9 protein-coding genes and 3 pseudogenes are annotated in these 16,025 nt (G+C 39.1%); 5 read left to right on the forward strand and 7 right to left on the reverse strand.

What is annotated here, in order from left to right:
- Positions 1 to 634: 634 nt before the first annotated feature.
- Positions 635 to 826, forward strand: coding sequence for a hypothetical protein (locus EZY12_17855; protein QSX66642.1), 192 nt, complete (start codon positions 635 to 637; stop codon positions 824 to 826).
- 134 nt (positions 827 to 960) lie between these two features.
- On the opposite strand, the gene psbA is transcribed toward EZY12_17855, so the two are convergent.
- The 3 genes from psbA to EZY12_17870 form a co-directional block, all read right to left on the reverse strand.
- A complete protein-coding gene (psbA, locus tag EZY12_17860; protein QSX66643.1) occupies positions 961 to 2,043 on the reverse strand; it encodes a photosystem II q(b) protein in 1,083 nt (360 codons plus the stop codon).
- Positions 2,044 to 2,385: 342 nt separating this feature from the next.
- Complete coding sequence (locus EZY12_17865; protein QSX66644.1) at positions 2,386 to 3,885, reverse strand: MBOAT family protein; 1,500 nt, start codon at positions 3,883 to 3,885, stop codon at positions 2,386 to 2,388.
- Positions 3,886 to 4,185: 300 nt separating this feature from the next.
- Positions 4,186 to 7,227 (reverse strand): DUF1574 family protein, encoded by a 3,042-nt coding sequence (locus EZY12_17870; GenBank protein QSX70722.1) that lies wholly within the window; start codon positions 7,225 to 7,227, stop codon positions 4,186 to 4,188.
- 383 nt (positions 7,228 to 7,610) lie between these two features.
- Between EZY12_17870 and EZY12_17875 the strand changes: the two genes are divergently transcribed.
- From EZY12_17875 to EZY12_17890, 4 genes and pseudogenes are all read left to right on the forward strand, one after another.
- Positions 7,611 to 7,847 (forward strand): hypothetical protein, encoded by a 237-nt coding sequence (locus EZY12_17875; protein QSX66645.1) that lies wholly within the window; start codon positions 7,611 to 7,613, stop codon positions 7,845 to 7,847.
- A 34-nt stretch (positions 7,848 to 7,881) separates the two neighbouring features.
- Positions 7,882 to 8,919 carry a cysteine hydrolase family protein gene (locus EZY12_17880; GenBank protein QSX66646.1) on the forward strand — a complete coding sequence of 346 codons (1,038 nt, stop codon included), beginning with the start codon at positions 7,882 to 7,884 and terminating at the stop codon, positions 8,917 to 8,919.
- A 42-nt stretch (positions 8,920 to 8,961) separates the two neighbouring features.
- A pseudogene (locus EZY12_17885) lies at positions 8,962 to 9,081 on the forward strand (biotin/lipoyl-binding protein).
- A gap of 551 nt (positions 9,082 to 9,632) precedes the next feature.
- A pseudogene (locus EZY12_17890) lies at positions 9,633 to 10,506 on the forward strand (efflux RND transporter periplasmic adaptor subunit).
- Here the strand turns inward: EZY12_17890 and EZY12_17895 are convergent.
- From EZY12_17895 to EZY12_17910, 4 genes and pseudogenes are all read right to left on the reverse strand, one after another.
- Positions 10,507 to 10,674 (reverse strand): annotated as a pseudogene (locus EZY12_17895) (IS4 family transposase).
- A 236-nt stretch (positions 10,675 to 10,910) separates the two neighbouring features.
- On the reverse strand, positions 10,911 to 13,097 hold the full coding sequence (locus tag EZY12_17900) for an AAA family ATPase (GenBank protein ID QSX66647.1): 2,187 nt from the start codon (positions 13,095 to 13,097) through the stop codon (positions 10,911 to 10,913).
- Positions 13,098 to 13,120: 23 nt separating this feature from the next.
- Positions 13,121 to 13,627 (reverse strand): hypothetical protein, encoded by a 507-nt coding sequence (locus EZY12_17905; GenBank protein ID QSX66648.1) that lies wholly within the window; start codon positions 13,625 to 13,627, stop codon positions 13,121 to 13,123.
- 194 nt (positions 13,628 to 13,821) lie between these two features.
- On the reverse strand, positions 13,822 to 15,927 hold the full coding sequence (locus EZY12_17910; GenBank protein QSX66649.1) for a DUF4157 domain-containing protein: 2,106 nt from the start codon (positions 15,925 to 15,927) through the stop codon (positions 13,822 to 13,824).
- Between the last annotated feature and the right edge of the window lie 98 nt (positions 15,928 to 16,025).

A 16,025-nucleotide genomic window follows, 5' to 3' on the forward strand; every position in this document is an offset into this window, starting at 1 on the left:
AGGTGTTTCTACCTTATGAACTTATATTAAGCCTTATGTTTCGATTTGTAAAGGGGTTTTCGTAATATTTTTTAATAAATCTTTCTAACTGGGTAGTCCAAATCGCAATAAGCTAGACAGAGTAAGGTTTTTAAGAATTATTTTTTTTGTAACGATTTTTGATTTTCTCGTAACCTAACTGATAACTGAATTCCTGGGTGCAAGCCTTGCACCCCTACTAATCAGCACTTGAGTTGCATATAATAGACATCTGGTAAAAAAGAATGTAGAGACGTTCCATGGAACGTCTCTACAACCTATCTTCCGCACCCTCAACTGTCACAATCGGTTTTTACTGTTTTTTATGATGAAATGAGGATGTATTGTATACCGAATCTCGATGAATTAACGGATACATGATGCCGACAAGGCATAATTTGTATCCAAAAATCAAGAGAAAATCAAGTGATAATACTATGTGACACCCCAGGGTGCGGAATGTGGGCTACAAGGGTTACGGGTCACGTATATTTAATTTTTACCAGATGTCTAATGAATTGCCAAAATGTTTGCTAGAACTGGATTTCCTGATATATAAATACTAGACAAGTAGGGGCGTATTGCAATACGCCCCTAGCAAGCAAAATTTGCAGTAATGCAACTACCTTCGGGCAGAGGGAAAGTTAACGCTTGGGGAGAGAACCACCTCTGGCTTAGATACCGCAAGGGTTCTAAGTTAAGTGGACTCGTTGAACCAAGAATCTCAGCGGCTAAAGCCAGTGAGAGTGTCAAATTCCAACTGACGTTTAAACTCATGGAAACCACAATCAGCTATAACTTGGGCTAATTTATGGTTAGCTAACATACCCGAAACGCACAAATTTTCTACTACTATTTTTGCGTGATTTTTATGTAAAACAAAAACACCCCCCATTTCTGGAGGGTGTTTTTGTAATTAAGCTATTAACAAAGCTTTAATTATTAACCGTTGATAGCAGGAGCGGTTAAAGCAACAGGAGCAACTTCCATAGCAGCTAGGTCTAGGGGGAAGTTGTGAGCGTTACGCTCGTGCATTACTTCCATACCCAAGTTAGCGCGGTTGATTACATCAGCCCAGGTAGCTACAACGCGACCTTGAGAATCAATGATGGATTGGTTGAAGTTGAAACCGTTCAAGTTGAACGCCATTGTGCTAACGCCCAATGATGTGAACCAAATACCAATTACAGGCCATGCAGCGAGTAAGAAGTGTAGTTGACGGCTGTTGTTGAAAGAAGCGTATTGGAAGATCAAGCGACCGAAGTAGCCGTGAGCTGCAACGATGTTGTAGGTTTCTTCTTCTTGACCGAACTTATAACCGTAGTTTTGTGACTCGGTTTCAGTTGTTTCCTTAACTAAGGAAGAAGTTACCAAAGAACCGTGCATTGCAGAGAACAAAGAACCACCGAATACACCAGCTACACCCAACATATGGAAGGGGTGCATCAAGATGTTGTGTTCAGCTTGGAACACGATCATGAAGTTGAATGTTCCGGAGATACCCAAAGGCATACCGTCGGAGAATGAACCTTGACCGATTGGGTAGATCAAGAATACTGCGGTTGCTGCTGCTAAAGGTGCAGAGAAAGCTACGCAAATCCAAGGACGCATACCTAAACGGTAGGAAAGTTCCCACTCACGACCTAAGTAGCAAGCCGCACCGATTAAGAAGTGGAAAACTACCAATTGGTAAGGACCACCGTTGTACAACCACTCATCTAAGGAAGCTGCTTCCCAGATTGGGTAGAAGTGCAAACCGATAGCGTTAGAAGAAGGAACAACTGCACCAGAGATGATGTTGTTTCCGTACATCAGAGAACCTGCAACTGGCTCGCGGATACCGTCGATGTCAACGGGAGGCGCAGCGATGAAGGCGATGATGAAGCAGGTGGTAGCAGCTAACAGGGTAGGAATCATGAGAACGCCGAACCAACCGATATAAATCCGGTTGTCGGTGCTGGTGATCCATTCGCAAAAGCGATCCCATACGTTAGCACTTTCGCGCTGTTGTAAGGTTGTTGTCATTTTATGATTGCTTTATTTTCTTATGATATTGATAGGTGGTTTTGCCTATCTGTTAACTATAGTAGAGGATGAGTTTCGATTTGTAAAGATAATTAAAATTAGTATTAGTTATATTAGTTATATGTTTTCCTGATGTAGTCAGTAACTCAGGGCTTAAGCCACTGAGCTTGGAAGAGAAATTAACCAAGCTATACTGACCAGCCTAAGTCAAAACTTGACTACGTTATTGGAGTCACGACACCCACCGAATGCGTTCGCGCCAGCGTGCCCTCAGGCATAGCTAGTTCCCTGCTCTGTCATTTGCAATTAAACAGTTCTAAAGTCACTGGAATAGTGTTGCTCCTAAAAATCAAAGTATATATAAGGTAAACTCCCTTCAGGAGCTAATAACCAAACTGCATAAAAGCATAAGGGGACAAAAACAATTTTGATAGGCCAGCTAAATTCTAATTTCATGCCTCGTTTAAAAGCATAGGAGATGCTCATTATTAAAGCTATGCCTATCAACAAACAAGAGAGTTGATATTGACTAATGTTTAAGGCTTCTACATAGACTTTTTCCGCAAATTGTTGATCACCCCCACGACCCCAAAGGTTTTGGATTACGAAAGCTGAGTCTTGGAGATTGGGAAGACGAAACCAAATCCAAGATGTGAAAACCATGATTTGTGTTAAAAACCAAGCTAAAATCATTCCCAGAGGGTTTTGCCAAAATAAGTTAAGAATTGTCAAGCGATCGCTTAATACAGATGTGAGACGATGCACTACTAAAGCGATACCATGCAATAGACCCCAAATAATAAAACCCCAAGCTGAACCGTGCCAGATACCAGCTACTAACATAACTATTAATAAATTTCCGCAGGTACGCATTAATCCGCGTCGAGAACCACCTAAAGGAAAGTAAAGATAATTACGCAACCAATCACCCAATGTTATATGCCAGCGGCGCCAAAAATCGGCAATACTGGTGCTGAAGTAGGGAAAATCAAAATTTTCTGGTAAAACTAAACCAAACAGTAAAGCGCTACCCCGCGCAATATCTACATAACCATTAAAATCTAAATATAACTGTAAGCCGTAAGCAAAGGTAGCTAACCATAAATCGGTACTACCTGCTCTTTGTAAGTTGCCAAAACATAAATCTACAAATATCCCCAAATTATCGGCGAAAATCCCTTTTTTAACTGCACCTCTAGCAATTAACCACAGTCCCTCAGCAACCCTATCAATGCTGGGAAATTTTAAGTGATCAAATTGAATTGCTAAATTATGATAACGAGTAATTGGACCAGAAATTAGTTTGGCGAAAAATAATTTATATGTGGCAAATTGGATAAATTTAGCAGCAGCAGGAGCGCCACGATAAACATCTATCAAATAGGCTATACATTCAAATATAAAGAAAGAAATTCCTAAAGGTGCAACTAATTTAATTAATGATTCTGGTGAATTTGTCGGCTGATTAAAAACCAAATTTAGAAAATTATTTATGTATTTAAACCCTAGAAGCATAAAAACATTAAAACCTATGCCAATTCCTAAAAGTTTGAGACGGCGTTGATTCCAGTCAGCTTGAGCAAATTGCCATTCTTCGTTAGATAAATTCCAGTTTTGAGAATGTTTTCCTGGTGAAGTATTGCTGCCAATTTCCAACCCTAGACGGAAGTTAATAAAAGTTAATGTTAGCAGTAATGGTAAATATTGAATGTGTAAAGATGCGTAAAAAACAAGACTAGCTATTAATAGTATCCATAATCTTATATTTGCTAAATTAACAGTCCAATAGATGCCTAAAACACTTAACAGAAACAGCCCATAAAAAATTGATATAAATTTCATTGTTTATTAATTGATGATTTTTAATTTGTGATTGGGAAGAAAGAATATAGGGATAGGAGTCACCAAATCAGTAGGGGCGTATAGCAATACGCCCGTACTGAACCACGAAGGACACGAAGGAAGAAGAAGAAAGAAAAGAAGGGTTCGTCAATGAGTCCTCAAATTTACCCGGTTATTAAAGAGTGAAAATGCAAAGGTTTTCAACATTTTGGCTCAATAATTTTGCACTTGTTTGCTGATAAAACTCTGTAAACCTTTATCTATAAATGCTTTTACTTTCTTTCAGTCAGCCCTATTTAATCACTTTGTTGGCCAGCTAATCATTGGATCCATAGCCAGTTTTTTTGATACCTCATAAGCACCATAGCGATTGAGGTGACTAGGATCAGAAAAGTAATCATTTGCTTTTGGCCATAGCTGACTTAAATTACGATATATAAAGTGAGAATTGCTAGTAAAGCTTAATAAATACTCTTGAAATTGCTGTTCATATTTTGTGCGTACAGGATCTAAATAATTCGAGGTAAGGGGCATATTGACAAAGACAAGGGAGATATTATTCTTTTTAGTAAACTCTAACATTGACTGGAATGCCTGATCTTGTTTACCTGCTAGTTGAAAAGATTTATAATCATTGTCATAATCTCCAGAAACTTTGGGGTGTTGTTGATAATAGGTGGTGGGATTGAAGCGAATAGATAAAGGTAAGAAGCCATCAAAATCAACTCCTTGCAGAGAAGAATTATCTATCTCAGAATCATGAGTGAGATGAGTTTTTGATTTTACTGGGGGATATTGATGACTAAAAGGTAAATATTGAAGTTGTTTTTGGAGAAGAGTTTTAATTTGATCACGGTTTTTATAACTAGCAGATAAATTAGCTCCGGACTCATTTAACCAATCGTTAGCGACTTGATAGATACTAGGATCTTCTATCTTAGGTTTACTACTAATTTTTTCTTCTTTGTTTTCAGGAACTTCATTAGCTGTAACTGTTGTTTTAGCTTTCTGTAATATTTGTTTGTATCCTGCTGAGGTTTCAATTGCATTGAAAGTAATATCTTCTCTGCCATTATTAAAGGCGCGAGAACCATCTGCCCATAAAATCACTTTTGGCAGTTCTTCAGGTGCTAAAACTTGACGAATAAGAACATCAACAACTTGGGCTGTTGCTCCATTAATGCCGAAGTTGAATATATCAATATTTCTATGATTCTGGCTGACTAAAGCTTTAGAAAGGGCGACAGGATCAACTCCTCTCAGGGCGCGAGAAGAACCAACAATCAAGACATCTGGTGGGCGTTTTTTAGTGTTTAAACGTTGTTTATATAGAGCTAATTGTTCATCTAATTGCCTAGCATTAAAACTGGGCATTTGTGATCTAGCTGCTAATAAAATCGCCGTGGCAGTAGCTTTTTCTTTTAATGGTGCTGCTGGCAAATTTCCTGATTTTAAATTATTCTCGTTAATAAATCCAGAACCATTAAAAGCAGACTGATTATTATTAGGTAATTCGGTTGTTCCTGGTTGATTTAAAAATGATGTTTTCTGATTATTCTGTAATGGTAAAGATGCCTGAGCTTCTGAGGATAAGGGCGCAACAATATTATTAGTAGCTTTTGGCAAATTTTGAGATGTCCGGGCAACAACATAGCCTAACATAAAATCACTTTGCAAAGCGAGAAGTAATCCTAATGCCAGCCAAATCATCCCACTGCCAATTCCTTGATGATCAGGATTTTCGTCGGTTTCTTGATTAGATTGTGTAAATAATTGGCTGTTTAAAAGTAAATTTCTGATGAGTTTATTGGTATTTGCCACCCAATTATTTGCTATTTCTTTGATAAAATTTTGTACTTCTTGACTTGTTAAATCGGGACGCAAAATTTCTTCACTATTGTCACCGATCACTAGGGAATTTACATATTCTGATGTAGCAGCAAATTCTGGTGTTGCTTCGGGAACTAATCGAGAACGTTCTTCTAGATCAATTCCGTGATGCCATACAGGTTCTTTATCACCAGCACGACGACCATAAACACGGACACCAGTAATACCGGAAATTTTCAATTGGCGGATAAATTGAGTCACTTTACTAGAAACTTGATGGCGTGTAGGACAAACGGGAGCATCACACATAATGTGTAATAAGTCTTCTTTGCAAACTAGTAGTACCCGGATACCACCTGTTTTCAATCGCCAATCTAGGTCAGGATTGAGTAACCGCTCTAGTAAAAAAATAATTGCTGGCTGATCACCTGCACGGGCAAGATCCAAGGCGGATGTAACTAAAGCGGGATGCTGGGATGCTGGTAAAGATACCCAATCTATCCAAATTGGTTTTTTGTCCGCTGTTTTTTGTCCATATATGGCGGCTGAGATAATAGCTTGAGGAGCAATAGTTTCCAGCAAGGGGACAATGGCTTGTAGTGCGGTTTCTTTGTTTGGTGCAGGGGCGGTTTCTAAGGGGTCAAAAGCTGGAGTACAGAATATATGTAAGGTGGATTCTTTGAGAGAAGTTTGCAATGCTATCTTAAAGCCTAACAATTCCTCAGTTAATATTCTCGCGATCGCTTGCACATCCCCCCAACGCGCCCATTCTTTTAACATCACATCCGGAGGTGTCAAATCTACGCGTAAATGCCAATCTGGCTCTGTTTCTCCCCTAACTTGAGCAACAATGATGGCATCCTGATAACCAACAAGCTGCAAATGTCTCAGCTTTTGGGCTACCGTTTCTGCCAATAATGATGGATCAGGGCTATAGCTAGACTGACAAAATACCCAAAGACGATTAACAACAATTTGAGAGTTATTTTTCGCCGGAGAGGGTTTAATTTTTACCCGTATATCTATGCCTAAATGACTGAGATGTTCGCTTAAATAGCGAGCGATCGCATCTACATTTCCCTGGCGTGCCAAACTCTCATTAGAGATAATCAGCGAGCCACCAACGCTTACAGGTGCTTCTGCCTGTGCTAATAGTGACTGTTCTACCTGTTCTAAATGTCGCTCTAGTTGATTTAAATAGACCCGATGACACCATTCAGGACGGTGATCCCCTTTTTTTCGACCATAAATTAATACTTGGTATATTGAGGGTTCTTCATCATTGGTGAGGGTATCTACATCAGTTTGCTGTAGTGCTTGCAGTAACTCTGACAGGGTTTGCCAACGTTGTGGACATTCAACGCTTTCACAGAGAATATGTAGGTCATTACCTAGCAATCGGACTTTTACTCCGAAAGTATTTATGCTTATTGCTTGGCTTACCCATTGCACTAGGGATTTTTGACGACCTGCTTGCAGCAGTGCTTCGCTATCAAGTAATACTGTTTTCATCATGCAGTGGAATTTAACAGCAAGGGTGTATTGGGGGATTTTGCCTGTACTTGTCAACTAGAATCATAGGATTATCACATTTTGCCATTTTTTTTAACAATTCTGTTACCTTGGCAGGTTGCACAATTGACAAAAATAGTCTTATGGAAGGAGTCAGGAGTCAGGAATCAGGAATCAGGAATCAGGAGGAAAAAAGAAGGAGGAAGGAGTTAATACTTAACGCAAGGGATACATAAAATATAACTAATGGCATGGGGTGCTATCAGACACTAAAATACTTTTAACCTTTTTCTCTGTTTCCTGCTATATATTTCTGCTGTTAACATTGATGTAATATACCGTAGACATAGCTTTTACTTGTGTACTAATTACTAATAATTACAATGCCACCTGTAAACCAACAGTTCTTTTCTCAATCTGGATTAAATTTAATTGCTTTCACTATTTCTCCGTCTTGTCTTTTACAAGCTAGTACAGTATCTGTACTGATGATAATCATGGCTCAGAAAGCTACGGCTGAGGCATTAATAAGCCTGGGTGAAGCAAGTGAAGAATTATTGCGAGGCGATCGCTTACCTGTTCTCAATTTCCCAGATGATCACAAATTAGACAAGGATTAGAAATTTATACATAAAATCAAAGCGTATTTCCATTATGAATACCCAAAATATAACCCAATTACCGATTCCTTCCCACTTCAACCCCGCAAAAGTCGGAGAAATCTGGCGTGTCCCTTATCAACAACGTGCCGCTGAAGCTGAAACCTATGCCAAACAACAAAACATCCCAGCAGCAGCTTTAGATAAAAACCGCATTTGTCTATTATTAATAGATGTGCAAAATACCTTTTGTATTCCTGATTTTGAATTATTCGTAGGTGGACAAACGGGAAATGGAGCAGTTGCAGATAATCAAAGATTGTGCGAATTTATTTATCACAATTTGGGAGTAATTACCAAAATTATTCCCACGCTAGATACTCATACAGCAATGCAAATCTTTCATCCTATATTCTGGATAAATTCCCAAGGAGAACACCCAACCCCAGCCGCAACCAACATTACAATCACAGATATTGAAAAAGGTATTTGGCAAGTTAACCCAGTCGTTGCTAATAGCATCACCAATGGTGATTATGACTTATTAGCAAAACAGGCTTTTCATTATGTTCAACAACTTAGCCAAGATGGAAAATACCCGTTAACAGTTTGGCCTTATCATTCCATGTTAGGTGGAATTGGTCATGCTTTAGTTGCATCAGTAGAAGAAGCCATATTTTTTCATAGTATCGCTCGTCAAAGTCAAACCCAATTTGAATTAAAAGGGGAAAATCCGTTAACAGAAAATTATTCTATTCTCCGCCCCGAAGTTTTAAGAGGATTTGATGAACAACCAATTGCCCAAAAAAATACAAGTTTAATAAAACAACTTTTAGAATACGATGCAGTCATTATTGCTGGACAAGCTAAAAGTCATTGCCTTGCTTGGACAATTGATGATTTATTAACGGAAATTAAACAGGTAGATAGTAACTTAACAAAGAAAATTTATCTTTTAGAAGATTGCACTTCTCCTGTTGTCGTTCCTGGTGTGGTTGACTATACAGAACAGGCTAATAACATATTTGCTAGATTTGCAGAAGCTGGAATGCACATTATTCAATCATCTGAAGAATTCTTGATTACTAAGTAGCAGTTTTGTGCAAACTTTATTGAAATAATTGAGCATTCTAGAAGTCAAAAAGTAGAAGTAACTACCCCAATTTCCGGGGCAAAGGTGGTGCAATTATTAGTCGAACCTGGTGCTAAAGTTCAAAAAGGCCAACCTGTAGCTGTTGTCTCTAGTCCTGATTTAGCTTAATCAGCACCAAGCCCCACGTCTCACTATACCGGAGCGTGGGGATGCCAGTCGCCTGCGACGGGAAACCCGTCTACAGCGCTGGCTCATGAATGCGCGTGAGTTGAGTTGCGTAGCCACAAATTGTATTTGAGCGTAGCGAAAACAAAGAAGGCTACAGCGACGAAACGTAGCTTGCTTCTCGCCCTGGGAGTACAAAATATTGATTTTATGTGATTATGACCAGAGTAGGTGTAGTCCAATTAAATGCTCCAAATGCAGCCTACAAAACAAAAAACAAATCTCAAAACCAAAGAACCGTGGGGCGCACGGTGTAGGAGCGTACAGGGCAAACGCATCTTATTTTTAGAATGCTTACTGGACAAAGGTTTTGACGATTGTTTAGTTTTGTAACTAAAAGTTGAAACCCTTGCTGGACATGGATTACAGAATTTAGGTGCGTTTGCCCTGTAGGGGCGTATTGCAATACGCCCCTAGGTTAATGTCCTCATAGAGGAGTCACGCTCGTTACCCACACTCACCTGAAAGGGATTGTGTGGAGTACGTCACTAGAACTGCGGGTTAACTCCCAGGAAAAATTAGCACAAGGTCAAGCGGATTTACGACAAGCATTAGTTGATCTAAAGTTATCACAACGAAATTGCGATCGCTATCAACAAATAGCCACCGATGAAATTGCCCAAGAACAGAGCCAAGTTGCATTTCATCAAGAAAAATATAACAAAGATAGATAATGATGGGGCTTTACCACGTCCCATAGCCTTAGAATCTCAAGCCCAACTAGCAGAAGCTAAAACTAAATTAACCACAGCTAATACCCGCCGTGATGTCATTGAAGCTGAAGCTAAAGTCAAAATGGCTCAGTCAGCGGTGGAACTGGCAAAATCAAAAATTAAACTGAGTAATACCACATATCAAACTCGGCTTTCTCAACTAGGAAACCGTGCTAATGCTCAAGGATTAATCACCATAAATGCTCCCATTACTGGTAAGGTTGCTGATAGGGAAGTTACTCTTGGTCAAACATTCCAGGACGCGGGTGGCAAATTAATGACAATTGTCAATGACAGCCGCGTTTTTGCCACAGCAAATATTTATGAAAAAGATTTAGATAAAATTAAAATAGGTCAACGAGTCAGCTTGAAAGTGGCTTCTATACCTAACAGCACCTTCACCGGACGCATTGCTGTAGTTGAATCTGCGGTAGCGGGTGATACGCGGATTGTTCCTGTGAAAGCTGAAATAGATAACTCAAGCGCAGTTCTCAAGCCAGGAATGTTTGCAGAACTAGAAGTTTTAACAAATCAAACATCGTCAGATGTCTTAACTATTCCTACTGCGGCTGTGGTAGAAGCAAATGGTAAAAAACAAGTTTATTTGCAAAATGGTAACGCTTACCAAGGGGCTGAAGTTACATTAGGTCATGACCGTCCGATAACTACCACCACTAAGCGTCCAACGTGATATTCCCAATATCGTTACTCGTCCGCTCATGGCTAACATGGCAATGATGATCTGGTTCAATTGCCGCATCGTCGTGACTTTTATTTCCGGTAGTAAGCATTGCAAGAGTGTTAGGATATCAAACATGGGCTGTATGTGGTTTTTGAGTTTTTGTTTTGGAAGACTATAACTCTACTACATCAGCCCTCTTTCTTCATCCTCTTTTTTTGGCTACAGTATTGAGATAAACTAACTGGGTAAAAACTAACCCTGAAATGGGTAGAGGATTACCCGCAAAGTTACTTAGTAGCTTTGACAATTTGATAGTCATATGGGTGAGGTTTGAAACCAACCCCATCTCCCCCGAAATTTTTCGCTCTCCATCATGAAAAGACTTTTTCAGCAAGCCCTAATTCTTTCTCTTTGATGATTTTACCCATCTTTTGATATTCACGACGTACTGCTTGAATTAAGTGAGCTACTTCAATTTGATTGTTATCATCTGCGGCTAAAAAAGCTGCGGTTAAGGCAATATTACGAATATTTGCCCCGGTTAGTTCAAAATTACGGGCGAGAAAATTTAAATCTAATTCAGGACTACAGGGTGCGCTTTTAGGAAATATTTTCTGCCAAATTTGATATCGTTGTTTTTCGCTGGGAAATGGGAATTCAATAATAAACCGGAGTCGTCGCACAAAAGCATCATCCATATTCATGCGGAGATTGGTAGTAAGAATAGTTATGCCTTCATACTCTTCCATTTTCTGTAACAGGTAACTGATTTCCAGATTAGCATAGCGATCATGGGCATCTTTCACTTCGCTGCGCTTACCAAATAGGGCATCTGCTTCATCAAATAAAAGAATAGCATTAGCATTAGTAGCTGCGATAAAAATCCGATTTAGGTTCTTTTCTGTTTCCCCAATATATTTACTAACTACTTGGGACAAATCAATTTTATATAAATCAAGCTGGAGTTCTTGAGAAATTATCTCTGCTGCCATAGTTTTACCTGTTCCCGGAGTTCCAGAAAACATGACATTTAACCCTTTTCCTAGTGATACCTTACTCTCAAACCCCCACTCTTCCCAAACTAAATGTTGATGCTTTATTTGATTGCAAATCTCTCGTAATAGATTTTTTTGGTGATCTGGTAATATAATATCTTCCCAACTATATTTAGGCTGAATATGCCGAGACAAGGTTGCTAAATCCTGTCCTGATAATCCTCTGGACGCAGTAAATAAATCAGTTAATGTTATAGGTTTTTGCGGGCTAAATTGGGAATCAGGAAACTCGGATACCGCGGCTTGCCAGCGAACTTGATTGGTCGCCGTTGTCACAGCATCAGCAATTTGTTCAGAAGTCAAACGAAAGCGATCGCTCAAACTATCCAAATCTATAGCATCCAGGGTAATACCTACGGATTGCAAGCAATTTTCCCAGTAAAAACGACGCTGCTGAAAATTTGGCATCACAAAAGGAATTGTGATCACTTCTATGGCTTTAGTTGTCGTATTTACCCAAGACTTAATACCTGCTAAAATAGTAACTCTGGAATATTCTGTTAATTGCTTGAGAAACTCTTGATATAAAATAGTATTTTCTTGGGTTTGTAAAACATCTAAATCTTCGATATAAAGCAGGGCATTTTTAAACCAAGCTTCCCGAAATAATAATTTGATAGTAGATTTAAACTCTGCTTTATCAGCTAAAATTCTCGTCGAATTTGCTATTAATAAAGGTACTTGTAATGAATTAGCAATGGCTTCAGAGGTATGACTTTTGCCAGAAATGTCCTCACCTTGAAAATATAAATTTAGGGTTTTACCTGCTAACCAATCGGCATTGACTAAAGATATTAAACCTTGCTTAATTTCAGGTTTTAAAGGCAAGTCATCAAACTGAAATTTAGGCGTAATTAATTGACAAAAAGAAACGAGTCTGCCATCAATTCCCGGTTCTCCTAATAGCAGTTGAATTACCTGCTGATCAAGTTTAATGTTATGGGCAAGTAGGGGTGGATCTGTTTGATGAGCATCGGGGAAAAGATGCAGTAAACTGTGACGAATCAGAGGCGCATCCGCACTAAAATGAACCCGCCGTGTGAGTTTTTCTATTGCTGAAGTACAGAGTAAATTTAGAGCTAGATCTACAGTTGGTCGTTTGCAACGCACATCATCTTGGAGATAGGCGTAAAGGCGTTCGTAACGGCGGTCAAGTTCTGGGGCGAGTGCGATCGCTATAATATTGAGATCGAAATCTGATAAATCAAAAATTTCCTGAATCCATGCTATGGGTGAACCTTCCCAAGCCACATCTGAAGGTAATTTATCTAAATTTTCGCTGTTGGGCTGTAATACAGGTGTTACGGGCTGACTATTTAATAAACGTTCTACCTCTTCCTCCTGAATGTGCACTCCACGATAAGGGCTATTTAATACTTCATTACCATAAACTGTTCGAGCATTGGTAATAGCTTTTTCTAACAGTTTGTCTAATTGTTGTAAAAAAAGGAGAAGTTGATTGAGGTAAGGAGTATAAGGATTTTCTTCTTCTAAGGCAACCATTATTGATAAGTAATAAGAATGTGTTAATTTGAAGACCCACTAGAAATAATTTGTGTTGAATGTAAAATTTCCCTAAATATTGGCATATATTTGTCTGCCAGTGGCTTCAAGGTTGCTGCGTTGATTAGATAAAAAGATGAAGAATCATTGTAAATGAGAGACTGTAACTGGGAAAGGCGTAAACTCGTTGTTGTTTCTGTCCATTCGTAGTGTCTAATATAAGCTCTGTTACCAGCAATCTGGCAATATTCCTCACTGATTAACTGATATTCATTGTAGTCTTCTTGCATTTTATTACCAGAGTCAGTAATTAAGATTTCAAACCAATTACCAGAATTACTTTCCGGTTCAGTCAGGAGATAACTCATTGTAGAGCGATACTCCTCAAAATATTCCTCAAAGCCTGGTTCCGGGAGTCCAAAAATCCGAAATTGCCATTGATTAATAACTTCTGGATGCCAATATTTCGGCAACGAAATAGATATACCAATTTCTTCACTACAATAGCTGTCCATGTTTGCTAATGTCATAATTTCCTTGCTTTTTATTTTTAGTTTAAGTATTTAGTCCCCAGGAATTAATGAGATTTAAGTTCCATTTAGGCAGCCGTAACATTTTTGTACAGAACTATCTTGGCATCACGGGGACTAAGAGGATGTTTGGAAAGTCCTATGGTTTCATAAAATACTTTTCAAACATCCTCTAAGAAAGTTAAAAACAGATATTAATCTTCGCTTTTGTAAGGCCACAAAAGAATTACTCCTCTCCTGATACCAAAAGAACTCTCACTTCCTACTGTTAATTTAGGCTTTTTAGCCTCATTAGCAGCTTTGGTGGTAGCATCATAAGCCATTTCAGCTAATACTTCATCTGATTCTTTGTACCAAATAATTTCCGCCAATCTATCACTTCCTTGTACCTTCTCAGCAATGATTTTTTGCACTACCTGCCGATTGACATAATGTTTTGCACTGCCGCTTTTAGCTTTATCTTTAGCGTAATTATAAACTTTGGGGAACAAAGCATTATAAAGTTCCTCTTTCATGGCTCCTGCCTCAGCGTCTGGCATATTCGGCCGCTTGTCAGCTACCTTACTCATGAGTGTACTGGGGTTAGGACTTGAGCAAGCATCTTTGATTGCACCTTTAATTGCGGAAATATCTATTTCTATCTCAATCTCGGCACCACCACCTACACCTAAAGTTCCGCCGACGACAGTACCAAGTTTAAATGTACCCTGTGAGAATGTTGCTTCACCTTTCACCTTTGCGCCTACACCAGCCGATACTGATCCACCAGTGGAGATATTAATTAATTTATTACCCTTACGAGTTGTGATACATCCAGATACCTTGCCACTGATTTGACTGCCAGCAAATGCTTCTGCGCCAACACTAGCGGAGATGCCGGCAGGACCTAATTGTGCCTTAGCAGTAGCCTTAGCTGAAGCACCAATATTATATTTACCTTCTGCCGCTACCTGAGCACCCAAATTTCCCTTACTAAGTTCAGCCGAAACATTACCTGATTCGGAAAATCCGGCTAGTGCTTCAGCCGAAGCACTAGCTACCAGTCCATCTAAAACATTCAGTTTTAACTCACCTTTGGCACTGGCTTTAAAACCAATAAAAGTTTCCAGTTTTCCTTTTAATTTCAGACTAAATTCTCCCGCATTGAAAGCTAGATCCTGTGCCAGTGTAGATCCGAAACCGCCTTGGGTGCTGATCTCAGCTAGTAACTTAATGCCTTCAATCACATCTTTTACTTCGGCGCTGACTTTACCTTTAGCTTCTACTCCTGTAAAACTCTCCCCTGAAGTATTTTTAGAAACTTTATCGGTCTCTGTTTTCCTCGTATGAGAGCCAAAGAATCCTGCTCTCATTAATAATTCACAGGCCGCTTTAAAGTCTTGATCTTTAGCTTCTATAATTTTTTTCGCTGCTATTTCTGCACCAGCCAGTGTTGATCCTTTTTTAGTGACATTTTGATAACCCGATTGACCTTGTTTTATGTATTTTTTTTCATCTTTAGTTTTTTTCCCTGCTTCTTTAGATAAAAGTTTAGTTTCTTCGCGTTGAATAACTGCTTTATTTCCTAGTGAGCTAGTACCATTTTGTTGCACAACATGAGTCAATTCGTGGGCAATTAACTGTTGTCCTTCTCGACTTCCAGGCTGATAAGCTCCCTGACGGAAAAATACATCTCGCCCTGTAGTAAATGCTTTGGCTTGAACAGTTTCATTTAGCTCATTTGATAAAGAGGTAGTATGCACCCTAACTTCACTCAAATCTGTGCCAAAAGCTTGCTGCATTGGTTCTCGAATACTTTGATGAAGAGGTTGCCCCCTACCTTGCTCCTGTTTAAGAGATACCTCAAACTTTGGAGAAGTCCTTATACCACTGTCCTGTACTTCTGCTTTTCGCATCAATGTTTGAGGCTGTATTGTTTCGTCAGATTGATGTGACTGGATTTTTGAGGTATTTATCTGCTGAACAACTTGTGACGCAACTCGATCAGCTTCTTGTTCGTATTTATCCCCTGGTTGATTAACTGTCAGCTTGGCCTGTATCAGATTACCCTGTTCATGACCGATTAACTCATGAGAAAGACCGCGAAATAAAGGCCGACGCTGGATAGCAGCATTATTAGCGGTAGAAATTTGGTTGATAGGAGGAAGACTTTGCGACTCAATCAGGCAACCTAGCGTCCTGTTACCAAACATCTCTTGTATTTCTTCCGCTGGATGGATATCACGGTTCTTATTAGATGCGGCTTGTTGTTTGGCAGTGGCTTTAGTCTTTTTGGTTTGGTTTTGTCGCAAAGTACCCATATATATTAGCCTCTACTTTTATGATGGTAAGTGTGAATATTGTTGATTGTCGTGAGCATTGACACAGATAAAGTTAAGGAAACTTAGTTAAGTTATCT

It is taken from the genome of Dolichospermum sp. DET69 (assembly GCA_017355425.1).
Taxonomy (GTDB): domain Bacteria; phylum Cyanobacteriota; class Cyanobacteriia; order Cyanobacteriales; family Nostocaceae; genus Dolichospermum.